This is a genomic window from Novosphingobium sp., assembly GCF_039595395.1.
In the GTDB taxonomy this organism is placed as follows: Bacteria; Pseudomonadota; Alphaproteobacteria; order Sphingomonadales; family Sphingomonadaceae; genus Novosphingobium.
In genome coordinates this window covers 1,177,401-1,198,973 of record NZ_JBCNLP010000001.1, presented here as the reverse complement: position 1 = coordinate 1,198,973, position 21,573 = coordinate 1,177,401, and the positions used below count along the sequence as shown (strand labels likewise).

Sequence of the window (21,573 nt, the reverse complement as noted above, 5' to 3'; positions counted from 1 at the left end):
GACTCTAAGGCGGTTCGCCCCATGATGCGGGCGAGCCCACCACACCACCACTCATCGACGGGGCCCAGTCGCCAGACTCGGGCCCCTTGTCGCAAGCGACTCGGCCTGCATGGCTGGGCCGCGCGCGGCGATCGATGCGTTTCCTGCATCAAGCCATGCAGCGAACGCACAGCCTCACCCCGGTTCACGTACCAGACAGGTTCATTCCCTCAAGAAAACGTGCATTTTTCCCGAGTTATAGATATTGCGAATTATTTGCACAAACTCTTTGCATGCCTATGTGTTTCGTGCCTTGCAATGGTCAGCGCAGAGGAATAGGGCACCCTCCAAATCCAACCAAGGGCCCCCGCGCGCTTGCGGGACTGCGTGGGAAGCCCGGATCGATCCAGCTCCGTCATCGCCTCACTCCCGAGGTTCTGGCGGAAGCCCGCAGAAGCGTAGAGGACTGGAAGTTCATGGCACGCAAGAAGATCGCTCTCATCGGCGCCGGCAACATCGGTGGCACGCTGGCTCACCTGGCCGCGCAGAAGGAACTGGGCGACATCGTCCTCTTCGACATCACCGAAGGCATCCCCCAGGGCAAGGCGCTCGATCTGTCGCAGTGCGGCCCGGTCGAAGGCTTTGACGCCAAGATCACCGGCTCGAACGACTATGCCGACATCGCCGGCGCCGACGTCATCATCGTGACCGCCGGTGTGCCCCGCAAGGCCGGCATGAGCCGCGACGACCTGCTGTCGATCAACCTGAAGGTCATGAAGGCCGTGGGCGAAGGCATCAAGACCCACGCCCCCGACGCTTTCGTGATCTGCATCACCAACCCGCTGGATGCCATGGTCTGGGCTCTGCGCGAGTTCTCGGGCCTGCCCGCCAACAAGGTTGTCGGCATGGCCGGCGTGCTGGACTCGGCCCGCTTCTCGACCTTCCTGGCCTGGGAATTCGGCGTCTCGATCCGCGACGTGAACACCTTCGTGCTGGGCGGCCACGGCGACACCATGGTGCCCGTGACGCAGTATTCGACCGTCAACGGCATCCCCGTGCCCGACCTGATCAAGATGGGCCTGTCGACCAAGGAAAAGATCGACGCCATCGTCGCGCGCACCCGTTCGGGCGGCGGCGAGATCGTCGGCCTGCTCAAGACCGGTTCGGCCTTCTATGCCCCGGCCGCTTCGGCGATCGCCATGGCCGAGGCCTATCTGTTCGACCAGAAGCGCATCCTGCCGATCGCCGCTTACGTTGACGGCGCTTACGGCGTTGACGGCCTCTATGTCGGCGTGCCGGCCATGATCGGCGCCGATGGCGTTGAAAAGATCGTCGAGATCGAGCTGGACGAGGAAGCCAAGGGCAACCTCCAGATCTCGGTCGACGCGGTCAAGGAACTGCTGGTCGCCTGCAAGGGCATCGATCCTTCGCTGGCCTGATCCCAATCGCAAAGGTGTCCGTCGGGAGGCGGACACCTTTTTGACTGTCTGCCTCCCCCGTTTTCTCGGAGACACCCATGTCGATCCTCATTGACAAGAATACCAAGGTCATCACCCAGGGCATCACCGGCAAGACCGGTACCTTCCACTCCGAACAGGCCATCGCCTATGGCACCAAGATGGTCGGCGGCGTGACCCCCGGCAAGGGCGGCACCACCCACCTCGGCCTGCCGGTGTTCAACACCGTCAAGGAAGCCGTGGAAGCCACCGGCGCCGACGCCTCGGTCATCTACGTTCCGGCTCCGTTCTGCAAGGACTCGATCCTGGAAGCGGCATTCGGCGGCATCAAGCTGATCGTCTGCATCACCGAAGGCATCCCGAGCCTCGACATGCTGGACGCCAAGGTCAAGTGCGACGAGCTGGGCGTACGCCTGATCGGCCCGAACTGCCCGGGCGTGATCACTCCCGGCGAGTGCAAGATCGGCATCATGCCGGGTCACATCCACCTGCCGGGCAAGGTAGGCATCGTGTCGCGTTCCGGCACCCTGACCTACGAAGCCGTGAAGCAGACCACCGACGCCGGCCTCGGCCAGTCCACCTGCGTGGGCATCGGCGGCGACCCGATCCCGGGCTCCAACTTCATCGACATCCTGAAGCTGTTCCAGGAAGATCCGCAGACCGAAGCCGATCGTCATGATCGGCGAGATCGGCGGTTCCGCCGAAGAAGAAGCCGCGGCCAGTTCCTGCGCGACAAGGCCAAGAAGGGACGCAAGAAGCCGGTGGTCGGCTTCATCGCTGGTGTGACGGCCCCTCCGGGCAAGCGCATGGGCCACGCCGGCGCCATCATCTCCGGCGGCAAGGGCGGCGCCGAGGACAAGATCGCGGCCATGGAAGCGGCCGGGATCAAGGTCTCGGCCAGCCCCTCGCTGCTGGGTGAGACCCTGGTCGAAGCGATCAAGGGCTAAGTAACCGCATCGGGCATGGTGGGCCTGTGGAGGCCAGCCTGGGTTCACCATGCCCGTTGTTTGATTGAAGACATGTCTCGCGCCTGCCCCATCCGGGGGCCCGCCGCGACAGATGAATGAATGAAAGTGCCGGAGCGGACCGGCGCGTGGAAGGTGATTCCCATGGGTAACGAAAGCCACGATTTTCTTCCCGATATGGCGCAGGAGCCCCCTCAGGCGGGGCCGAGCTGGCAGCGCAAGGGCTGGCCTCTGGTCGGCGGCGATGCCGAGGATGAGCTGACCCGCGCTCTGGACCCCACCACTCTGAAAGCCGCGATCAAGGAAGCCGCCAAGAAGGCCGGCACCCAGGTCAGCGAAGCTTCGGTGGAAGAAGCCGCCAGCGACGCGCTGCGCGCCGCCATGCTGATCCGCACCTATCGTGTGCGTGGCCATCTGGCCGCCGATCTCGATCCGCTGGGTCTGAACCGCCGCAACCTGCCTGCCGACCTGACGCCGGAGTATCACGGCTTCTCGGGCGCCGCGCTCGACAAGAAGGTCTATCTGGGCGGCGCGCTGGGCGTGCAATGGGCCACGGTCAATGAGATCGTCGCGATCCTGCGCCAGAACTACTGCGGCAAGGTCGGCCTGGAGTACATGCACATCGCCGACACGCAGGAGCGCAAGTTCCTGCAGGAGCGCATGGAAGGCGCCGACAAGAGCATCGACTTCACCCCCGAAGGCAAGAAGGCCATTCTGGGCGCGGTGGTGCGCGGTGAGCAGTACGAGAAGTTCTGCGGCAAGAAGTGGGTCGGCACCAAGCGCTTCGGCCTGGATGGTGGCGAGTCCATGATCCCTGCCCTCGAAGCCGTGATCAAGTATGGCGGCCAGCTCGGCGTCAAGGAGATCGTCTACGGCATGGCCCACCGTGGCCGCCTGAACGTTCTGGCGAATGTGATGGCCAAGCCCTACAAGGTGATCTTCCACGAATTCTCGGGCGGCACCGCCAACCCCGAGGATGTCGGCGGTTCGGGTGACGTCAAGTATCACCTCGGCACCAGCACCGACCGCGAGTTCGACGGCACCAAGGTTCACATGAGCCTGATGCCCAACCCCTCGCATCTCGAAACCGTCGATCCCGTCGTGCTCGGCAAGACGCGCGCCTATCAGGTGCTGCGTGACGACATCGGCACCGATGTGGGCGCCGGCGCCAAGCACAAGCAGGTGCTGCCCGTGCTGATCCACGGCGACGCGGCCTTCGCGGGTCAGGGCATCGTGTGGGAATGCTTCGGCCTGTCGGGCGTGAAGGGTTACGACACCGGCGGTTGCATCCACTTCATCATCAACAACCAGATCGGCTTCACCACCAGCCCGCAGTTCTCGCGCGGCTCTCCGTATCCTTCGGACGTCGCCAAGGGCGTGCAGGCCCCGATCATCCATGTGAACGGCGACGATCCCGAAGCCGTGACCTTCGCCTGCAAGCTGGGCATGGACTATCGCCAGACCTTCGGTCGCGACATCGTGATCGACATGTGGTGCTATCGCCGCTTCGGCCACAATGAAGGCGACGAGCCTTCGTTCACGCAGCCCCTGATGTATGCCAAGATCCGCCAGCATCAGCCGGTCAGCGAGATCTACGCTGCCCGTCTGCAGCAGGAAGGCGTGATCGACGCGGGCTTCCTGGGTGAGCAGGTTTCGGCCTTCAACGCCCATCTCGAAGAGCATTTCGAGGCCTCCAAGACCTACAAGTCGAATGAGGCGGACTGGTTCGGCGGCCGCTGGTCGGGCTTCACCAAGCCTGCCGACGCCGAAAGCGCGCGCCGCAACGTGCCCACCGGCATCGAGACCAAACTGTTCGACAGCCTGGGCCGCACGCTGACCACCGTCCCCGAAGGCCTGACCATCCACAAGACGCTGGGCCGCGTGCTGGATGCCAAGCGCGAGATGTTCACCAAGGGCGAAGGCTTCGACTGGGCAACCGCCGAGGCGCTGGCTTTCGGTTCGCTGGTCTCGGAAGGCTATTCGGTGCGTCTCTCGGGTCAGGACTCGGGTCGCGGCACCTTCTCGCACCGCCATGCGGTGTGGGTCGACCAGAACGATGAGCACAAGTATGTGCCCCTCACCACGGTGCCCCATGGTCACTTCGAGGTGCATGACTCGACGCTGTCGGAATATGGCGTGTTGGGCTTCGAATATGGCTATGCCAGCGCCGATCCCAAGACGCTGGTGCTGTGGGAAGGCCAGTTCGGCGATTTCGCCAATGGCGCCCAGATCGTCATCGACCAGTACATCGCCTCGTCGGAATCGAAGTGGCTGCGCGCCAACGGTCTGGTGATGCTGCTGCCCCATGGCTATGAAGGCCAGGGTCCGGAGCATAGCTCGGCCCGTCTGGAGCGCTATCTGCAGCTCTGCGCGGAAGACAACATGCAGGTCTGCAACATCACCAGCCCTGCGAATTACTTCCACGTGCTGCGTCGCCAGATGCACCGCCAGTTCCGCAAGCCGCTGATCATCATGGCCCCCAAGAGCCTGCTGCGCCACCCGCTGGCCAAGTCGCAGGCCGAGGAGTTCCAGGACGGTCACTTCAAGCGCATCCTGTCGGACCCCAAGGCCCCGGCGGACGCCGACACCAAGCGTGTCGTGCTCTGCTCGGGCAAGGTGGCCTTCGATCTGATGGAAGCGCGCGACGCTGCCGGCATCACCGACACGCAGATCGTCCGCATCGAGCAGATCTATCCCTTCCCCGGCGAGCCTCTCGCCGCGCGTCTGGCCAAGATGCCTGCGCTGGAAGAGATCGTCTGGTGCCAGGAAGAGCCCAAGAACAACGGTTCCTGGTTCTTCGTGGAGCCGCTGATCGAGGAAGCGGTGGAAGCCGCCGGCGCCAGGACGGGCCGCGCCCGTTACGCCGGTCGCCATGCTTCGGCCTCGCCCGCCACGGGTTCGGCCAAGCGCCACACGCTCGAACAGGGCGCGCTGGTTGCCGATGCGCTGGGCCTGTCGGTCCGTTCGGAAATCCGCCGTCAGCAGAAGGGCTGAGCCTTCGGGCTCAGCTCCTCTCACCGGCTTATCTAATTTTCCCGTCTGAAAGATCGGAAGCACATCATGTCCACGGAAGTCAAAGTCCCCACGCTCGGCGAATCGGTCAGTGAAGCCACCATCGGCCAGTGGCTCAAGAAGCCCGGCGAAACCGTCGCCCTAGACGAGCCCATTGCCAGCCTCGAAACCGACAAGGTTGCCGTCGACGTGCCCTCGCCCGTCGCGGGCGTGCTGGGCGCCCAGCTGTTCCCCGAGGGTGAGACCGTCACCGTCGGCACCGTGATCGCCACGATCGAGGCCGGTGGCGCCGCTGCCGCGCCTGCCGCTGCTCCCGCTGCCGCGGCTCCCGCCCCGGCTGCTGCCGCTCCCGTCACCCCGGTGGCCCCCGCCGAGCCCGCCGCCGCCGAAAGCAGCGATCCGGCCGTGCTGAGCCCCGCCGTGCGCCGCGCGGTGCTGGAATACGGCATCGATCCGGCCACCATCAAGGGTTCGGGCAAGGACGGCCGCATCACCAAGGAAGACGTGGTTGCCGCAGCGCAGGCCAAGGCCGCCTCGCCTGCCGCCGCCGCCGTGTCGGCCCCGGTCGCCGCGCCCAGCAATGAGCGCCGCGAAGAGCGCGTCAAGATGACCCGCCTGCGCCAGACCATCGCCAAGCGTCTGAAGAGCGCGCAGGACACTGCCGCCCTGCTGACCACCTTCAACGATGTCGACATGTCGGCGGTGATGGAAGCGCGCAACAAGTACAAGGACAGCTTCGAGAAGAAGCATGGCGTGAAGCTGGGCTTCATGTCCTTCTTCGCCAAGGCCTCGTGCCTGGCGCTCAAGGACATTCCGGGCGTCAACGCGCAGATCGTCGGCGATGAGATCGTGTACTTCGATTACGTCGATCTGTCGGTCGCCGTCTCGGCGCCTTCGGGCCTGATGGTGCCGGTGGTGCGCAATGTCGACAAGATGTCCTTCGCCGACATCGAGAAGGCGATCGCCAACTACGGCAAGGCTGCCAAGGAAGGCAAGCTGACCATGGAAGACATGAAGGGCGGTACCTTCACGATTTCCAACGGCGGCGTCTTCGGCGGCCTGATGTCGACCCCGATCATCAACCCGCCCCAGTCGGCCGTGCTCGGCCTGCACCGTATCGAGGACCGCCCGGTGGTCCGCAACGGCCAGATCGTGATCCGCCCGATGATGTACATCGCCCTCTCCTACGATCACCGCCTGATCGACGGTCGCGAGGCCGTGACCGCGCTCAAGACCATCAAGGAAGCGATCGAAGACCCCAACCGTCTGCTGATCGACCTCTGAGCGCTGGAAGGATAGAAGAATGGCTGATTATCAGTACGACGTTCTCGTCATCGGCGCGGGCCCCGGCGGTTATGTGGCCGCTATCCGTGCGGCGCAGCTCGGTCTGAAGACCGCCTGCGCCGAGGGCCCGCCACGCTGGGCGGCACCTGCCTCAACGTGGGCTGCATTCCGTCCAAGGCGCTGCTGCATGGCTCGGAAATGTTCGAGGAGGTGGCGCATGGCGCTGCCGCCAAGTTCGGCGTGAAGACCACCGGCGTCGAGATCGACCTGCCCGTCCTGATGGGCGAGAAGGCCACCGCCGTGAAGGAACTGACCGGCGGCATCGAGTTCCTCTTCAAGAAGAACAAGATCGACTGGCTCAAGGGCTATGCGCAGTTCAAGGACGCGCATACCGTCGAAGTCGCCGGCACGACCTACACCGCCAAGCATATCGTCATCGCCACGGGTTCCTCGGTGATGCCGCTGCCGGGCGTGGAAGTCGACAATGACGCCGGGATCATCGTGGATTCGACCGGCGCTCTGGCGCTGGAGAGCATCCCCGAGCATCTGGTCGTCATCGGCGGCGGCGTGATCGGTCTGGAGCTGGGTTCGGTGTGGCGCCGTCTGGGTGCCAAGGTGACCGTGGTCGAGTTCCTCGACCAGCTCTTCCCCGGCATGGACGGCGATGTCCGCAAGGAAGCCGCCAAGATCTTCAAGAAGCAGGGTTTTGAACTCAAGCTGTCGACCAAGGTCACCGGCGCTCAGGTCGAGGGCAAGACCGTCACGCTCGACATCGAGCCTGCCGCTGGCGGCGCTGCCGAGCAGCTGAAGGCCGACGCCGTGCTGGTGGCCATCGGCCGTCGCGCCAACACCGCCGGTCTGGGTCTGGAGAACATCGGTCTGGAGCTGAACGCGCGCGGTCAGATCGAAACCGATCATGACTTCCGCACCAAGGTCGATGGCGTCTGGGCGATCGGCGACGTGATCCCCGGCCCGATGCTGGCTCACAAGGCCGAGGACGAGGGCATTGCCGTTGCCGAGAACATCGCGGGCCTGACCGGCATCGTGAACCATGACGTGATCCCCGGCGTGGTCTACACCACCCCCGAGTTCGCGGGCGTGGGCCTGACCGAGGAAGCCGCCAAGGCTGCCGGTCACACGGTGAAGGTCGGCAAGTTCCCGATGCTGGCCAACAGCCGCGCCAAGACCAACCGCGAGCCCGAGGGCTTCGTGAAGATCATCGCCGACGCCACCACCGACCGCGTGCTGGGCGTGTGGTGCATCGCCAGCGTGGCGGGCACGATGATCGCCCAGGCCGCTCAGGCCATGGAGTTCGGCGCGACCAGCGAAGACATCGCCTACACCTGCCACGCTCACCCGACGCATTCGGAAGCGATCAAGGAAGCGGCGATGGCCGTGCGCGGCAAGCCGATCCACATCTGATCGGCCTGTCCGGCAAGCAACGAAAGGGCGTTTCCGCATCGCGCGGAAACGCCCTTTTCTTTTGGCCGGTTGCACGAAGTCAGGGCGCGCGCATCTCGCCCTTGGCGATCTTGTCGGCATCGCTGCCGGGCGGCGCTTCGGGGATTTTCGACAGGTCGATGTAATAGACCGGCGGCGGAGCATAGCCGCCACGGATGCAACCCCGGTCGCAGGATGCCCCGCCATAGACATCGGGCGGACTCAGCGATCCGCCGCGCGTTCCGGCGCGGCTCTTCGCGTCGTCGCTGGCGGGCGGCACGCGATAGCGCTGGCTGGTGTCGGGCGCGCAGACCACGATCGCCTTGTTGAGCGGATCCTCCGCCGGGCAATCGTCGCGATGCTGGCTGGGGTGAACCAGATGGCGCTCCTCCTCCATCATCTCCTGCACATGCGAGGGCGGCGCGGTCTGGCCATAAGCGGCCCCGGCGGCGCTGAGAACGGTGATGGCGGCTATCCAGAGCGAAAAATATGACCGGCGCATCCACGCAGGCTAGCCGCCGATTGTGGCGGAATCCGGACGGCAGGTCTTCCTGTCGCGGCTTCTTCTGCGCGCTTTGTTAACCCCCGGCGGCTAGAAGCGGGCCCTATGGATCTGCTCCTCGCCTTTGTCCCGCAACTGGTTGTGCTGCTGCTTCTGCTGCGGGCCGAGCAAAGGCGTGGGCAAGGGCCGCATGACGGCTGGCGCAACCTTCAGATCTGGGCCTTGCAACTGGGCTCGGTGATGGTGCTGGTGCCATTGCTGCGCGGCTGGACGGGCCCGGCGCTGCTCGATGGCGCGCATCTGCCCTTCTGGGCGGGGTTCCTGATCTTCCTTTTCCTGCGCGACGGGCTGGAGTTCCTGTTCCACGTCGCGCAGCATCGCATTCCCTTTCTCTGGGCGATGCATTCGCTGCACCACTCCGACCCCAACATGAATGTGCTGACCACCCAGCGTCATTACTGGGCCGACCCGCTGATCAAGCAGGTGACGATCTGGGCCGCGACGCTGATGGTGATCACCCCCACCCCGGCGATCTATGCCGCCTATGGGTTGGCCAGCCTGTGGAACATCTTTGCCCATGCCGACCTGCCGGTGAATTTCGGGCGCTGGTCATGGCTGCTCAACAGCCCGGCCTATCACCGGCGCCATCACTCGAGCCGCCCGGAGCATTACGACCAGAATTTCGCGGCAATCTTCCCGATCTTCGACGTGCTCTGCGGCAGCTATCGCCGCCCCGAGGGGCGCCCGCCCACGGGGCTGGACCGGCACCCGCAATCCTTGGGCGAAGTGCTGATCTGGCCGCTGATCTGGAACCGCCCCGAGGCGCCGGAGGCAGAGCGGGAAGCCCCCGCCTCAGCCCCCCACCTTCAGGCCTGACACATTCAACCCAGACCATGCCGCCAGAAACGCCAGAACATCGGCGCTTTCGGCAATCGCCTTGTCGGTGGGCTTGCCCGCGCCATGGCCGGCGCGGGTCTCGATGCGGATCAAATGCGGTTTCGGCCCCAGAGGCGCCGCCTGCAAGGCTGCCGTATATTTGAAGCTGTGGCCGGGGACCACGCGATCGTCGGTGTCCGCCGTGGTGACAAGGATAGCGGGGTAATCCGCTCCGGCATGGATGTTGTGATAGGGTGAATAGGCGCGCAGCACGCGGAAATCGGCCTCCTTGTCGGGATAGCCGTAATCGTCGACCCAATAGCGCCCGGCGGTGAACTGGTCGAAGCGCAGCATGTCCATCACGCCGACCGCTGGATTGGCCGCGGCGAACAGATCGGGCCGCTGATTGACCACCGCGCCCACCAGCAGGCCGCCATTCGACCCGCCCTGAATGGCAAGGCCATGTTTGGCGGTGATGCCCTCACGGATCAGGAACTCGCCCGCCGCGATAAAGTCGTCGAAGACATTCTGCTTGCGCGCCAGACGGCCCGCATCATGCCACGCCGCGCCATATTCGCCACCGCCGCGCAGATTGGCCATGGCAAAGGCCCCGCCTGCCCGCAGCCACGCCATGCGCGCCGCCGAGAAGCCCGGTGTGAGCGCAATGTCGAAACCGCCATAGCCATAGAGCAGCGTCGGCACCGCCTTGCCCACCACCGCCTTGCTGCGCACGATGAACATCGGCACCTTGGTGCCATCCTTCGAGGCGTAGAAGCGCTGCTCGATGGTGAAGTCATCGGGGTTGAAGCCCAGCTTGGGCTCGGCGAAGATCTCGCTGTTGCCGGTCTTCAGATTGAGGCGGTAGACCGTGGCGGGGCGGTTGAAGCTGGAGAAGCTGTAGAAGGTCTCGTCATCGCCCGGCTTGCCGCTGAAGCCGCTGGCCGTGCCGATGCCGTTGAGCGCCAGCCCACGCATCGGCTTGCCCTTGAGGTCGATGATCGCGGCCTGCGTCGCGGCATCCTTGAGCATCGAGACGATCAGGCGATGGCCCACGATGCTGGCCTGCTGCAGCGTGGCGGTCCCCTGCCCCAGCACCTCCTGCCATTGCGGATCGGGGTCGGCCAGATCGATCGAGACGATGCGATAGCGCGGCGCCTGCCAGTTGGTGAGGAACCACAGCCGCGTGCCCATGCTGTCCACCAGCTTCCACGCATGGTCGAAGCCGGTGACCAGCGGGCGCGTCGCCCAGCCCTTGGCGCCGCGCTGTTTCAGATCGATCACATGGACCTGAAAACGCGCATCGGTGCCGATGGCGGTGGTGATGACCGCATAGCGCCCGTCGGAGGTGACCTGAGCGCTGTGGTTCCAGTCGCGATGATCGGGCGAGTTGTAGACCAGCTCATCGGTGCTCTGGGGCGTGCCCAGACGGTGGAAATAAAGAGCGTGATTGTAGTTGATCGCCGCGAAATCCTGCCCCTTGGGCGGCTCGGGGAAGCGCGAATAGAGGAAGCCCTCATGCCCGACCCAGGCGATGCCGGATTCCTTCACCCAATGGATTTCGTCGGGCAGCAGCTTGCCGGTGGCGACATCGACCACCTTCAGGCTGCGCCAGTCGCTGCCGCCGTCCTGAATGGAATAGGCCAGATGGCGCCCATCGGGCGATGGCACCCATTGATCGAGCGCGGTGGCGCCATCCTTGGCCCAGGTGTTGGGGTCGAGCAGCAGGCGCGGCTCGCCATGCAGGCCGTCGCGCACGAAAAGCTGCGCCTGATTTTGCAGCCCGGCGTTGCGAAGGTAGAAGTAGCGGTGCCCGGCCTTATGCGGCAGGCCGAAGCGTTCGAAATCGGTCAGTTCGCGGATGTTGCTGGCGAACCAGTCGCGCGCCGGAAGCTGGGCGAGATAGGTCTGGGTAACGGCATTCTCGCGCTCGACCCAATCGGCGACCTCCTTGTCGGAGCGCACATTGTTTTCCAGCCAGCGATAGGGATCGTGGATGGTTTCGCCAAATTTCTGCTCAACGACATCGCCTTGGCGGGTTTGCGGATAGGCTGGCGCAGCAGGCTGGGCAAAGGTGTTGGTGGCCATGGTCAGCGCCAGAAGAGGCAGGAGGGTGAGCCCGCGCCGCATCGATGCCCTTTCAAAACGTCCTGCCCCATTCGATCCGCCAAGCAACAATGCCGCCCCCAATAGTTTCTGAATTGATCGCGACACTAACACGCTTGTCAGCAGGTGCAACGCGAGCGGAGGTTTGCCCACAGGAAGCGCCGCAGGCAATCTCCTTTGGACCAGAGCGCAACGATGCGGAACAGGCGCAAAGCAGACAATAAAGGGAGCGCGAGGGCGATGGCCCTCGCATCATCTCTTAGCCTTCTTGCCCAAAAGAAAAGCGGCCCCGAACCGAAGTCCGGAGCCGCCCTTTTTGTTTCAGCGTGAAGCTGGAACCGAAAGGCTTACGCCTCTTCGCCCTCAGCGACCAGCACCGGGCCCGAGTCCTGGCCCTTGGCCGAGACGTCGCGGTCCACCAGCTCGATGATCGCGATCGGAGCAGCGTCCGAAGCGCGGAAACCGGCCTTCACGATGCGGGTGTAACCACCGGCGCGCGAAGCGTAACGCTCGGCGAGGGTGTCGAACAGCTTCACCAGCTGGGCATCGTCCTGCAGACGGGCGTGAGCCAGACGGCGGTTCGAAAGGCCGCCATGCTTGCCCAGCGTGATCAGCTTTTCGATGTAGGGACGCAGCTCGCGGGCCTTGGCCAGCGTGGTGGTGATCTGCTCGTGCTTGATGAGCGAAGCCGAGAGGTTGCGCAGGAGGGCGGCGCGGTGACCGCTGGTGCGCTGCAGCTTACGCTGACCGTGCTTATGACGCATAAATAAGTCCTTCCGTTCGTAGGGGGCCCGTATCAGGTAGCCCGATCCTGGTGGCATTCACGGCAGCCACCCATCGCCGTTTTTGCAGGCCTTCCGATAAAAGAAGCCCTCACTTAAAGGCAGAAGGCGCCCCTTTCGAGGCGCCTTCCCAATTCCTTAACCCAGCAGCTCTTGTTCGAGCTTCTTGGCCATTTCCTCGATGTTCTCGGGCGGCCAGCCCGGAATGTCCATGCCGAGGCGCAGACCCATCGAAGAGAGAACTTCCTTGATCTCGTTGAGCGACTTGCGGCCGAAGTTCGGCGTGCGCAGCATCTCGGCTTCGGTCTTCTGGACCAGATCGCCGATGTAGATGATGTTGTCGTTCTTGAGGCAGTTGGCGGAACGGACCGACAGCTCCAGCTCGTCCACCTTCTTGAGGAGGTAGCGGTTGAGCTGGTTGGTGTCGCCCTCTTCCGGAGCGGCGCTGGCAGCACCGCCCATGCCGGCGAGCGAAGGCGCACCGATGGGAGCAACGTCCTCGAAGTGGACGAACAGCGCCAGCTGGTCCTGAAGGATGCGCGCGGCATAGGCCACGGCGTCTTCCGGGGTGATGGTGCCGTCGGTTTCCACCGAGAGGTTCAGCTTGTCGTAGTCCAGCTCCTGGCCGATACGGGCGTTGTCAACCTTGTAGCTGACCTGACGCACCGGCGAGTAGAGCGAGTCGACGGGGATCAGACCGATCGGCGCATCGACGGGGCGGTTCTGAACGGCCGGAACGTAACCCTTGCCGGTGTCGGCGGTCAGTTCCATGTTCAGGGTGGCGCCTTCGTCGAGATGACAGATCACCAGATCCTTGTTCATCACCTCGATATCGCCGGTGACGGCGATGTCGCCCGCCTTGACCTCAGCCGGGCCGGTGGCCGACAGCTGGAGGCGCTTGGGGCCCTCACCCTGCATGCGCAGGGCGATCTGCTTCACGTTCAGCACGATGTCGGTCACGTCCTCGCGGACGCCAGCCAGGCTGGAGAACTCATGCAGGACATTCTCGATCTTGATCGAGGTGATCGCCGCGCCCTGAAGCGAGGAGAGCAGCACGCGACGCAGCGCGTTGCCGAGCGTCAGGCCGAAACCACGCTCGAGCGGCTCGGCGACGAAGGTCGCGCGGCGCTTCCCATCGGCACCCGGCTTGATCTCGAGGGCGTTGGGCTTCTTCAGTTCCTGCCAGTTCTTGATGTTGACAGTCATGGACTTCCCCTGGGGTTATTCTGGCGGGAAAGGCCGCGCATCACGCGCGTGATGCGGCGGCCTTGCAGAAAAGCGACAGGCGCCGAAACAGGCGCCCGTCACCGATGCATCGTCAGACGCGACGACGCTTGGAGGGGCGAACGCCGTTGTGCGGGATCGGCGTCACGTCGCGGATCGACGTGATGGTGAAACCGACCGCCTGGAGGGCGCGCAGGGCGCTCTCACGACCCGAACCCGGGCCCTTCACTTCCACTTCCAGCGTGCGCACGCCGTGTTCGGCGGCCTTCTTGCCGGCGTCGTCAGCGGCCACCTGGGCAGCATAAGGGGTCGACTTGCGCGAGCCCTTGAAGCCCATCATGCCGGCAGACGACCAGCTGATCGCATTGCCCTGGGCATCGGTGATGGTGACCATGGTGTTGTTGAAGCTGGCATTGACGTGTGCAATGCCGCTGGTGATGTTCTTGCGCTCCCGCTTACGAAGGCGCTGGGGTTCACGTGCCATTGGATAAAATCCTGTATTCTGTACAAAAAGAGAGGGTGAGCCGGGTTAAGGCTTACTTCTTCTTGCCAGCGATGGGCTTGGCCTTGCCCTTGCGGGTGCGGGCGTTGGTGTGCGTGCGCTGACCGCGGACCGGCAGGCCCTTACGGTGACGCAGGCCGCGGTAGCAGCCCAGGTCCATCAGACGCTTGATGTTCATCGCGGTTTCGCGACGCAGGTCGCCTTCCACGGTGTGCTCCGCGTCGATCGTCTCGCGGATGTGGAGCACTTCCTGGTCGGAAAGGTCCTGCACGCGGCGGGTATGGTCGATACCCAGCTTGTCGGCGATCTGCTTGGCCTTGAACGCACCAATGCCGTGAATGTAGGTCAGCGCGATGATCACGCGCTTGTTGGTGGGGATGTTCACCCCGGCAATACGAGCCACTTACTTCTCCATGCTCCACAGAAGCCCATGGCAACCGCCCGGTGCATCCCAGATAGGGATGCCGGATGGTGCTTCAAGGCCTCCATCTCAACGCTCATGCACCCGAAAACCCAAACAAAACCATTCGGCTGGCCCCACCATGGCAATTCCAATGGCGAATCCCTAACCGAACTGTCCTATTTTTGTCGAGTGAAGGGCGCGACTAAACCGATTCGCGCCGAGTGTCAACGCCGACCGGATAAGTCAACGTGACTTCGGCCCTTAAAGCCGAAAGCGGAGCCGATCCGTGGATCAGCTCCGCCCGATTGTTACACCAAAGCAGGAAGCAGGTCAAAGGTGCCGCTTGGCCCCGCCCTGCCCCATGCCGAGACGTCAGCCGATGATGGCCGCGATGGCGGCGGTCACATCATCCATCGGCGCCATGCCGTCGACACGGTGCACGATGCCGCGCGCCTCATAGACCGGCAGAATCGGCGCGGTCTTGGCGCGATATTCAGCCATGCGGGTGCGCACGGTGGCCTCATTGTCGTCGGGACGGCGCTTGAACTCGGTGCCGCCACATTTGTCGCAAACGCCCTCGACCTTGGGCTTCTCGAAATGATCGTGATAGCCCTTGCCGCAGGTCGCGCAGGTGTAGCGGCCGGTGATGCGCTCAACCAGAGCGTCCTCGTCGACATTCAGCTCGACCACATGATCCAGCTTGCGACCGCGCGAGGACAGAATGCCGTCGAGCGATTCGGCCTGCGCCTCGGTACGGGGATAGCCGTCGAAGATCGCGCCCGTGCCGGCGCCCATGGCGTCCAGCTCTTCACCGATCAGCGCCGAGACGATCTCGTCGGAGACCAGCTCGCCGCGCTCCATCACAGCCTTGGCCTGAAGGCCCACAGCGGTCTGCGCCTTCACGGCGGCACGCAGCATGTCACCGGTGGAAAGCTGCTTCATGCCGAAACGCTCAACCAGACGTTGCGCCTGGGTTCCCTTGCCCGCCCCCGGCGGCCCAAGCAGAATGATGTTCACGTCCTAATTCCCCCACTGAATCGGCGGTGAAAAGAATAGCCTTGGGGCATGCGCCTTAGCGCATGCGACCCTTCAGCTTCGCCTTCTTGATGAGATCGCCGTACTGATGCGCCAGCAGATGCGACTGGATCTGCGTGATCGTATCGACGGTCACGTTCACCACGATCAGCAGGCTGGTGCCACCGGCCACCACCAGACGCAGGCCAGTCTGTTCCATGAAGAACTCAGGCACAATGCAGACTATAGTAATATAGGCAGCGCCCAAAACCGTGATTCGCGTCAGCACGTAATCAAGGTAGGTCGCCGTGTTCTTGCCCGGACGGATGCCGGGGATGAAGCCGCCGTTGCGCTTCAGATTGTCCGCCGTCTCCTCCGGGTTGAAGACAACCGCGGTGTAGAAGAAGCAGAAGAACACGATGCCCAGGGCATAGAGCAGCATATAAAGCGGCTTGCCATGACCCAGATACTGGTTGAGCGCGACGATCACGCCGCCCAGCTTGCTGTCGGGCGAAACCGACTTGCCGGCGAACTGCGTGATGGTCAGCGGCAGCAGCAGCAGCGAGCTGGCGAAGATCGGCGGGATCACGCCCGCGGTGTTGATCTTCAGCGGCAGATGGCTGCGGTCGGCATGCATCATGCCGTTCTGCGTTGGCCTTTTGGGATACTGGATCAGCAGGCGGCGCGTGGCGCGCTCCATAAAGCTGATGAACAGGATCATGCCGATGACCAGCGCCAGCATGCCGATGATGACGATCGGGCTGACCGAGCCCGAGCTGCCGCCCTCGAAGAGCTGCGTGAAGAACTGCGGCATCTGGGCGACGATGCCGGCCATGATGATCAGCGACGTGCCGTTGCCGATCCCGCGCGAGGTGATCTGCTCACCCAGCCACAGCAGGAACATCGTGCCGCCGATCAGGCTGATGACAGCCGAGACGCGGAAGATCATGCTGGGCAGCACCACCGCCTGCAGGCCGCTCGACGCGCCATAGGCTTCGAGGCCGTTGGCGACGAAATAGCCCTGGATGGCGGTCAGCAGCACCGCGCCATAGCGGGTGTACTGGTTCATCTTCTTGCGACCGCTCTCGCCTTCCTTCTTCAGGGAGGCCAGCGCGGGATGCAGCGAGGCGGCAAGCTGAACCACGATCGAGGCGGTGATGTAAGGCATCACGCCCAGAGCGATCAGGCTCATGCGCTGCAGCGAGCCACCCGAGAAGGTGTTGAAAATGTCGAGGATGCCGCCCTGCGTGCGCGAATAGAGCTTGTCGAGGATCAACGGATTGATGCCCGGCAGCGGCACGAAGCTGAGGAAGCGGAAAACGATCAAAGCGCCAACCGTGAACCAGATGCGGTTCTTCAGTTCGGTCGCCTTGGAAAAATTGGCGAGACTGAGCGTGCTCGCGATATTGTCGGCGCGTGAAGCCATGAGATGGTCAAGCCTTGGATGGGGCCGCACACATCCGTGTCGCATGAGCGGCGGTAGTCTCTCCGGTTTCGGAAGACCCCATATAAGAGACGGGCGGGGTCTCTGGAACCCCGCCCGTCAATTCATTGCGAATTATTCCGCAGCAGCCTTGGGGGCGGGCAGTTCGATCGAACCACCAGCGGCCTCGACAGCAGCGCGGGCGCCCTTCGACACGCCGGTCACCTTGAAGGACACCTTCGAGGAGAACTCACCCTTGGCCAGCAGACGCACGCCATCCTTGCCGCCACGGGCCAGGCCAGCGGCCTTCAGAGCGGCGTGATCGACAACGCCCGAGATGTCCAGCTTGCCGGCTTCGATGAACTTCTGGATCATGCCCAGATTCACCTCGGCATAGTCCTTGCCGAAGGGGTTGTTGAAGCCGCGCTTCGGCAGACGCATGTGGAGCGGCATCTGGCCGCCTTCGAAGCCGTTGATCGAGACGCCCGAACGCGCCTTGGCACCCTTCTGACCACGACCGGCAGTCTTGCCCTTGCCCGAGCCGATGCCGCGGCCAACGCGCATGCGACGGTGACGGGCGCCGTAGTTGTCGAAGAGTTCGTTCAGTTTAACCATGATATGCACTCGCTTTCGCTCTAGTCGCGCTAAGAAAAGCGCGTAAGCCGCAGGCCCACGCGCCGAATGGAAGCGGCGCCCATAGGACAAGAGTCGCGCCTTGTCACCCACTTTGTGGAATCCCTGGCCCCTGCCCCGCCGCACAAAGAAAAAGGCCCCGGCGTTTCCGCCGAGGCCCTGTTCTTGCACATCAAGGCAGTGATCAGTCGACCACGGCCACCAGATGCGGCAGCTTGGCGATCGTGCCGCGCACTTCAGCGGTATCCTGAAGCTCGACGACGCGATTCATCTTGTTGAGGCCCAGACCGATCAGCATCTTGCGCTGATGCTCGGGACGGCGGATCGGCGAACCGATCTGCTTGAGCTTGATGGTTGCCATTGCGCTTACTCCGTAATCGCAGCGGCAGCAGCTTCAAGCTGCGCCTCGCTGTGGTGATGACCATCGCGCGACAGCAGGTCGGTGACCTTCTTGCCGCGACGCTGCGCCACCGACTTGGGCGAGGTCTGCTCACCCAGAGCCGCGAAGGTGGCGCGGATCATGTTGTAGGGGTTCGAGGTGCCGACCGACTTGGTCACCACGTCATGAACGCCCAGGCTCTCGAAGACAGCGCGCATCGGGCCGCCCGCGATGATCCCGGTACCGGCCGGAGCCGAACGCAGGTTCACCTTGCCGGCGCCGAAGTGGCCCTTGCCGTCGTGATGAAGGGTACGACCCTCCTTCAGAGCGACGCGGATCATCTTCTTCTTGGCCGAAGCGGTGGCCTTGGTGATGGCTTCAGGCACTTCGCGCGCCTTGCCATGACCGAAGCCCACGCGGCCCTTGCCGTCGCCCACGACGACCAGAGCAGCAAAACCGAAGCGCTTACCGCCCTTGACGGTCTTCGAGACGCGGTTGATGTGAACCAGCTTCTCGATCAGCTCTTCGCCCTGCTCTTCCTCGGGCTTGCCACGACGATCGTCGCGACGACCGCGGCGTTCGCCACGCTCGCCACCACGCTCACCGCCGCGACCGCGACCACGACGACCTTCGCGCTCACCACCCTCGGGGGCGGCAGCTGCGACGGTTTCGACTTCCTGGTTGGTTTCGTCAGCCATGATCAGAACTCCAGCCCGCCTTCACGGGCGGCATCGGCCAGCGCCTTGACGCGGCCATGGAACAGGAAACCGCCGCGATCGAACACGACAGCCGTAACGCCGGCAGCCTTGGCAGCCTCGGCCAGCTCCTTGCCCACGACCGTGGCCGAAGCAACGTTCGCGCCGATCTCCTTGGAACCCTTCTTGAGCGAAGAGGCCGAAGCGACCGTGCGACCCGAAGCATCGTCGATGATCTGGGCGTAGATGTGGCGGCCGGTGCGATGCACGGACAGGCGAGGACGCCCACCGGCACGCGCCTTGAGCGCGGTGCGAACGCGCCGACGACGGCGCGCAAAAAGTGACAGCTTGGCCATTACTTCTTCTTCCCTTCCTTGCGGAAGATGAACTCGCCGCGATACTTGATACCCTTGCCCTTGTAGGGTTCGGGCTTGCGCCAGCGACGGATCTCCGCGGCCACCTGGCCAACCTTCTGCTTGTCGATGCCCGAGATTTCGACCGTGGTGTTATCCGGGGTCTTGATCTCGATGCCCTCGGGCACAGGGAAGTTGACGTCGTGGCTGTAGCCCAGCTGCAGCTTCAGAGTCTTGCCCTGGGCGGTGGCACGATAGCCAACGCCGGTGATGAGCAAGGTCTTGCTGTAGCCTTCGGTCACGCCGGTCACCAGATTGGCGACCAGAGTGCGCTGCAGACCCCAGAACGCGCGAGCGCGCTTGGTGTCGTTGGCGGGCTGCACCGAAATCGCGCCGTCCTCGACAGCGTAGGTGATCTCGTCAGCCAGACCCAGCGTGAGCGTGCCCTTGGCACCCTTCACGGTGAGCACACCATCATTGATGGTGGCGGTGACGCCGGCCGGAATAGCGACCGGCTTTTTGCCGATGCGGCTCATTAGAACACCTCCGCCAGCACTTCGCCACCGACGTTGGCAGCGCGCGCTTCGGCATCCGAAAGCACGCCACGCGGCGTCGAGACGATGGTGATGCCAAGGCCGTTGCGCACCACGGGAAGCTCCTTGCTACCCGAGTACACCCGGCGACCGGGCTTGGAGACGCGAGCGACGTGCTTGATGGCGGCTTCGCCTTCGAAGTACTTCAGCTCGATGCGCAGCTGCGGATGGGCGCCGGTGGCGTCCTCCGAGAAACCGCGGATGTAGCCCTCGCGCTGGAGAACTTCCAGAACGCGGGCGCGCAGCTTGGAAGCGGGCGAAAGGACGGAATCCTTCTTCGCCTGCTGCCCGTTGCGGATGCGGGTGAGCATATCACCCAGGGGATCGGTCAAAGCCATCGAAGTATCCTTACCAGCTCGACTTGGTCACGCCGGGGATCAGGCCCTTGTTGGCCAGATCACGCAGCTCAACACGGCACAGGCCGAACTTGCGATAATAGCCGCGCGGGCGGCCGGTGGTGGCGCAGCGGTTGCGAACGCGCGTAGGATTCGCGTTGCGCGGGATTTCCGCCAGCTTCAGACGGGCGATGAGACGCTCGGTATCATCAGCCGACTGGTCAGCCGCCACAGCCTTCAGCTTGGCATACTTCGCGGCATACTTCTTAACGAGCTGCTTGCGACGCTCGTTCTTGTTGATCGAACTCAGTTTCGCCATGGACTTAAGCTCTCTTTCTAGAACCTTGCAAGGACGCGCTTACGCGGCCTGCTGGGCTTCTTCTTCCTGAGGGAAGGGGAAGCCGAAAAGACGCAGCAGCTCACGAGCTTCTTCGTCGGTCTTCGCGGTGGTGGTGACGATGATGTCCATACCACGCACCTTGTCGATCTGATCGTAGCTGATTTCCGGGAAGATGATCTGCTCCTTCAGACCCATGGCATAGTTGCCACGGCCATCGAAGCTCTTCGGGTTCAGGCCACGGAAGTCGCGGATGCGGGGCATCGCGACCGTGATCAGACGGTCGAGGAACTCATACATGCGCTCACGGCGCAGCGTGACCTTGCAACCGATCGCCATGCCTTCGCGCAGCTTGAACTGGGCGACGGACTTCTTGGCGCGGGTGACGACCGGCTTCTGACCGGCAATCAGCTCCATTTCGGCAGCGGCAGTCGTGACCTTCTTACGGTCCTGAGTGCCCTCGCCCACGCCCATATTGAGCGTGATCTTGTCGATCTTGGGGACTTCCAGAGCGTTCTTGTAACCGAACTTCTCGGTCATCGCCTTGGCGATCTCGGCGTCGAACTTGGTCTTCAGACGCGGCGTGTACTTATCAGCCATCGATCGTCTCCCCGGACTTGACCGCAACGCGGACCTTCTTGCCGTCCTTGACCTCGAAGCGCACGCGGGTGGCGGCGCCGGTCTTCGGATCGGCCAGGCCGACCTTGCTGATCGCCATGGGAGCTTCACGACGGTCGATGCCGCCCTGAGGGTTCGCCTGGCTGGGCTTGCGGTGACGCGCGGCGATGTTCACGCCGGCAACCACGATCTTGTCCTCCTTGGGGAGAACCTGCAGGACGGTGCCGGTGCGGCCCTTGTCCTTGCCCGAGCGCACAACAACGTTGTCGCCCTTCTTGATCTTAGCAGCGGACATTACAGCACCTCCGGAGCCAGCGAGATGATCTTCATGTAGCCCTTGGCGCGCAGTTCGCGCACGACGGGGCCAAAGATACGCGTGCCGATGGGCTCCGCGTTCTTGTTGATCAGCACAGCTGCGTTACCGTCGAAACGGATAACCGAACCGTCGGGACGACGGACGTCCTTACGGGTGCGCACGATCACCGCACGGTGAACGTCGCCCTTCTTGACCTTGGCGCGCGGTTGGGCTTCCTTGATCGACACCACGATGATGTCGCCAACGCCCGCAACGCGACGCTTCGATCCGCCCAGCACCTTAATGCACTGGACACGCTTGGCGCCGCTGTTGTCAGCAACGTCAAGCTGGGATTGCATCTGGATCATT

23 protein-coding genes and 1 pseudogene are annotated in these 21,573 nt (G+C 63.7%); 6 read left to right on the top strand and 18 right to left on the bottom strand.

Annotated features, from left to right (window positions below):
- The first annotated feature begins 455 nt into the window (after nt 1-455).
- From mdh to lpdA, 5 genes and pseudogenes are all read left to right on the top strand, one after another.
- Nucleotides 456-1,418, top strand: coding sequence for a malate dehydrogenase (gene mdh, locus ABDW49_RS05720; RefSeq protein WP_343610369.1), 963 nt, complete (start codon nt 456-458; stop codon nt 1,416-1,418).
- Between the two features lie 77 nt (nt 1,419-1,495).
- Nucleotides 1,496-2,383 (top strand): succinate--CoA ligase subunit alpha, encoded by an 888-nt coding sequence (gene sucD, locus ABDW49_RS05715; protein ID WP_343610367.1) that lies wholly within the window; start codon nt 1,496-1,498, stop codon nt 2,381-2,383.
- 162 nt (nt 2,384-2,545) lie between these two features.
- The gene (locus ABDW49_RS05710) at nt 2,546-5,395 is read left to right on the top strand and encodes a 2-oxoglutarate dehydrogenase E1 component (RefSeq protein ID WP_343610365.1); all 2,850 of its coding nucleotides are present in this window, start codon (nt 2,546-2,548) and stop codon (nt 5,393-5,395) included.
- Between the two features lie 66 nt (nt 5,396-5,461).
- The gene (gene odhB / locus ABDW49_RS05705) at nt 5,462-6,697 is read left to right on the top strand and encodes a 2-oxoglutarate dehydrogenase complex dihydrolipoyllysine-residue succinyltransferase (protein WP_343610363.1); all 1,236 of its coding nucleotides are present in this window, start codon (nt 5,462-5,464) and stop codon (nt 6,695-6,697) included.
- 19 nt (nt 6,698-6,716) lie between these two features.
- A pseudogene (lpdA, locus tag ABDW49_RS05700) lies at nt 6,717-8,119 on the top strand (dihydrolipoyl dehydrogenase).
- Nucleotides 8,120-8,198: 79 nt separating this feature from the next.
- Here the strand turns inward: lpdA and ABDW49_RS05695 are convergent.
- On the bottom strand, nt 8,199-8,639 hold the full coding sequence (locus ABDW49_RS05695) for a hypothetical protein (protein WP_343610361.1): 441 nt from the start codon (nt 8,637-8,639) through the stop codon (nt 8,199-8,201).
- A gap of 105 nt (nt 8,640-8,744) precedes the next feature.
- Between ABDW49_RS05695 and ABDW49_RS05690 the strand changes: the two genes are divergently transcribed.
- The gene (locus ABDW49_RS05690; protein ID WP_343610359.1) at nt 8,745-9,515 is read left to right on the top strand and encodes a sterol desaturase family protein; all 771 of its coding nucleotides are present in this window, start codon (nt 8,745-8,747) and stop codon (nt 9,513-9,515) included.
- Here the strand turns inward: ABDW49_RS05690 and ABDW49_RS05685 are convergent.
- The 17 genes from ABDW49_RS05685 to rplN all read right to left on the bottom strand — a co-directional run bounded on the left by ABDW49_RS05685 (nt 9,492) and on the right by rplN (nt 21,572).
- Complete coding sequence (locus tag ABDW49_RS05685) at nt 9,492-11,600, bottom strand: prolyl oligopeptidase family serine peptidase (protein ID WP_343614166.1); 2,109 nt, start codon at nt 11,598-11,600, stop codon at nt 9,492-9,494. The two genes, ABDW49_RS05690 and ABDW49_RS05685, sit on opposite strands and share 24 nt — an antisense overlap.
- A gap of 365 nt (nt 11,601-11,965) precedes the next feature.
- Entirely contained in the window at nt 11,966-12,382 is a 417-nt protein-coding gene (gene rplQ, locus ABDW49_RS05680) for a 50S ribosomal protein L17 (RefSeq protein ID WP_206238818.1), read from the bottom strand.
- Nucleotides 12,383-12,538: 156 nt separating this feature from the next.
- Nucleotides 12,539-13,606, bottom strand: coding sequence for a DNA-directed RNA polymerase subunit alpha (locus ABDW49_RS05675; protein ID WP_343610357.1), 1,068 nt, complete (start codon nt 13,604-13,606; stop codon nt 12,539-12,541).
- 112 nt (nt 13,607-13,718) lie between these two features.
- Nucleotides 13,719-14,108: a 30S ribosomal protein S11 gene (rpsK, locus tag ABDW49_RS05670; protein WP_068091513.1), complete on the bottom strand. Its 390-nt coding sequence runs from the start codon at nt 14,106-14,108 to the stop codon at nt 13,719-13,721.
- A gap of 52 nt (nt 14,109-14,160) precedes the next feature.
- Nucleotides 14,161-14,529, bottom strand: a complete 369-nt coding sequence (rpsM, locus tag ABDW49_RS05665) for a 30S ribosomal protein S13 (RefSeq protein WP_343610355.1) — start codon at nt 14,527-14,529, stop codon at nt 14,161-14,163.
- 372 nt (nt 14,530-14,901) lie between these two features.
- On the bottom strand, nt 14,902-15,546 hold the full coding sequence (locus tag ABDW49_RS05660; RefSeq protein ID WP_343610354.1) for an adenylate kinase: 645 nt from the start codon (nt 15,544-15,546) through the stop codon (nt 14,902-14,904).
- A 55-nt stretch (nt 15,547-15,601) separates the two neighbouring features.
- On the bottom strand, nt 15,602-16,969 hold the full coding sequence (gene secY, locus ABDW49_RS05655; RefSeq protein ID WP_343610353.1) for a preprotein translocase subunit SecY: 1,368 nt from the start codon (nt 16,967-16,969) through the stop codon (nt 15,602-15,604).
- 132 nt (nt 16,970-17,101) lie between these two features.
- Nucleotides 17,102-17,581 carry a 50S ribosomal protein L15 gene (gene rplO, locus ABDW49_RS05650; RefSeq protein ID WP_343610351.1) on the bottom strand — a complete coding sequence of 160 codons (480 nt, stop codon included), beginning with the start codon at nt 17,579-17,581 and terminating at the stop codon, nt 17,102-17,104.
- Between the two features lie 202 nt (nt 17,582-17,783).
- The gene (rpmD, locus tag ABDW49_RS05645; protein WP_343610350.1) at nt 17,784-17,960 is read right to left on the bottom strand and encodes a 50S ribosomal protein L30; all 177 of its coding nucleotides are present in this window, start codon (nt 17,958-17,960) and stop codon (nt 17,784-17,786) included.
- Between the two features lie 5 nt (nt 17,961-17,965).
- The gene (rpsE, locus tag ABDW49_RS05640; protein WP_343610349.1) at nt 17,966-18,676 is read right to left on the bottom strand and encodes a 30S ribosomal protein S5; all 711 of its coding nucleotides are present in this window, start codon (nt 18,674-18,676) and stop codon (nt 17,966-17,968) included.
- A 2-nt stretch (nt 18,677-18,678) separates the two neighbouring features.
- Nucleotides 18,679-19,029, bottom strand: a complete 351-nt coding sequence (gene rplR, locus ABDW49_RS05635; RefSeq protein WP_343610347.1) for a 50S ribosomal protein L18 — start codon at nt 19,027-19,029, stop codon at nt 18,679-18,681.
- Entirely contained in the window at nt 19,029-19,562 is a 534-nt protein-coding gene (rplF, locus tag ABDW49_RS05630) for a 50S ribosomal protein L6 (protein ID WP_343610345.1), read from the bottom strand. Before rplF ends, rplR begins: the two co-directional genes overlap by 1 nt.
- The gene (gene rpsH / locus ABDW49_RS05625; protein WP_343610343.1) at nt 19,562-19,957 is read right to left on the bottom strand and encodes a 30S ribosomal protein S8; all 396 of its coding nucleotides are present in this window, start codon (nt 19,955-19,957) and stop codon (nt 19,562-19,564) included. Before rpsH ends, rplF begins: the two co-directional genes overlap by 1 nt.
- A 10-nt stretch (nt 19,958-19,967) precedes the next feature.
- Entirely contained in the window at nt 19,968-20,273 is a 306-nt protein-coding gene (gene rpsN / locus ABDW49_RS05620) for a 30S ribosomal protein S14 (RefSeq protein ID WP_343610341.1), read from the bottom strand.
- A gap of 39 nt (nt 20,274-20,312) precedes the next feature.
- Nucleotides 20,313-20,891 (bottom strand): 50S ribosomal protein L5, encoded by a 579-nt coding sequence (gene rplE / locus ABDW49_RS05615; protein WP_343610339.1) that lies wholly within the window; start codon nt 20,889-20,891, stop codon nt 20,313-20,315.
- The gene (gene rplX / locus ABDW49_RS05610; protein WP_343610337.1) at nt 20,884-21,204 is read right to left on the bottom strand and encodes a 50S ribosomal protein L24; all 321 of its coding nucleotides are present in this window, start codon (nt 21,202-21,204) and stop codon (nt 20,884-20,886) included. Before rplX ends, rplE begins: the two co-directional genes overlap by 8 nt.
- On the bottom strand, nt 21,204-21,572 hold the full coding sequence (gene rplN, locus ABDW49_RS05605) for a 50S ribosomal protein L14 (protein WP_068091552.1): 369 nt from the start codon (nt 21,570-21,572) through the stop codon (nt 21,204-21,206). Before rplN ends, rplX begins: the two co-directional genes overlap by 1 nt.
- Nucleotide 21,573: the final 1 nt, after the last annotated feature.

Bases quoted from the DNA above. Each gene is read 5' to 3' on its own strand.
- ABDW49_RS05695 (WP_343610361.1), bottom strand. From the start codon at position 8,639: ATGCGCCGGTCATATTTTTCGCTCTGGATAGCCGCCATCACCGTTCTC.
- rplO (WP_343610351.1), bottom strand. From the start codon at position 17,581: ATGGTTAAACTGAACGAACTCTTCGACAACTACGGCGCCCGTCACCGT.
- ABDW49_RS05685 (WP_343614166.1), bottom strand. From the start codon at position 11,600: ATGGCCACCAACACCTTTGCCCAGCCTGCTGCGCCAGCCTATCCGCAA.
- ABDW49_RS05675 (WP_343610357.1), bottom strand. From the start codon at position 13,606: ATGACTGTCAACATCAAGAACTGGCAGGAACTGAAGAAGCCCAACGCC.
- rpsH (WP_343610343.1), bottom strand. From the start codon at position 19,957: ATGGCTTTGACCGATCCCCTGGGTGATATGCTCACCCGCATCCGCAAC.
- secY (WP_343610353.1), bottom strand. From the start codon at position 16,969: ATGGCTTCACGCGCCGACAATATCGCGAGCACGCTCAGTCTCGCCAAT.
- rpmD (WP_343610350.1), bottom strand. From the start codon at position 17,960: ATGGCAACCATCAAGCTCAAGCAGATCGGTTCGCCGATCCGCCGTCCC.
- rplF (WP_343610345.1), bottom strand. From the start codon at position 19,562: ATGAGCCGCATCGGCAAAAAGCCGGTCGCTATTCCGGCCGGCGTCACC.
- ABDW49_RS05690 (WP_343610359.1), top strand. From the start codon at position 8,745: ATGGATCTGCTCCTCGCCTTTGTCCCGCAACTGGTTGTGCTGCTGCTT.
- rplX (WP_343610337.1), bottom strand. From the start codon at position 21,204: ATGTCCGCTGCTAAGATCAAGAAGGGCGACAACGTTGTTGTGCGCTCG.
- rplN (WP_068091552.1), bottom strand. From the start codon at position 21,572: ATGATCCAGATGCAATCCCAGCTTGACGTTGCTGACAACAGCGGCGCC.
- odhB (WP_343610363.1), top strand. From the start codon at position 5,462: ATGTCCACGGAAGTCAAAGTCCCCACGCTCGGCGAATCGGTCAGTGAA.
- rpsN (WP_343610341.1), bottom strand. From the start codon at position 20,273: ATGGCGAAACTGAGTTCGATCAACAAGAACGAGCGTCGCAAGCAGCTC.
- sucD (WP_343610367.1), top strand. From the start codon at position 1,496: ATGTCGATCCTCATTGACAAGAATACCAAGGTCATCACCCAGGGCATC.
- rplR (WP_343610347.1), bottom strand. From the start codon at position 19,029: ATGGCCAAGCTGTCACTTTTTGCGCGCCGTCGTCGGCGCGTTCGCACC.
- rplQ (WP_206238818.1), bottom strand. From the start codon at position 12,382: ATGCGTCATAAGCACGGTCAGCGTAAGCTGCAGCGCACCAGCGGTCAC.
- rpsK (WP_068091513.1), bottom strand. From the start codon at position 14,108: ATGGCACGTGAACCCCAGCGCCTTCGTAAGCGGGAGCGCAAGAACATC.
- rplE (WP_343610339.1), bottom strand. From the start codon at position 20,891: ATGGCTGATAAGTACACGCCGCGTCTGAAGACCAAGTTCGACGCCGAG.
- rpsE (WP_343610349.1), bottom strand. From the start codon at position 18,676: ATGGCTGACGAAACCAACCAGGAAGTCGAAACCGTCGCAGCTGCCGCC.
- mdh (WP_343610369.1), top strand. From the start codon at position 456: ATGGCACGCAAGAAGATCGCTCTCATCGGCGCCGGCAACATCGGTGGC.
- ABDW49_RS05710 (WP_343610365.1), top strand. From the start codon at position 2,546: ATGGGTAACGAAAGCCACGATTTTCTTCCCGATATGGCGCAGGAGCCC.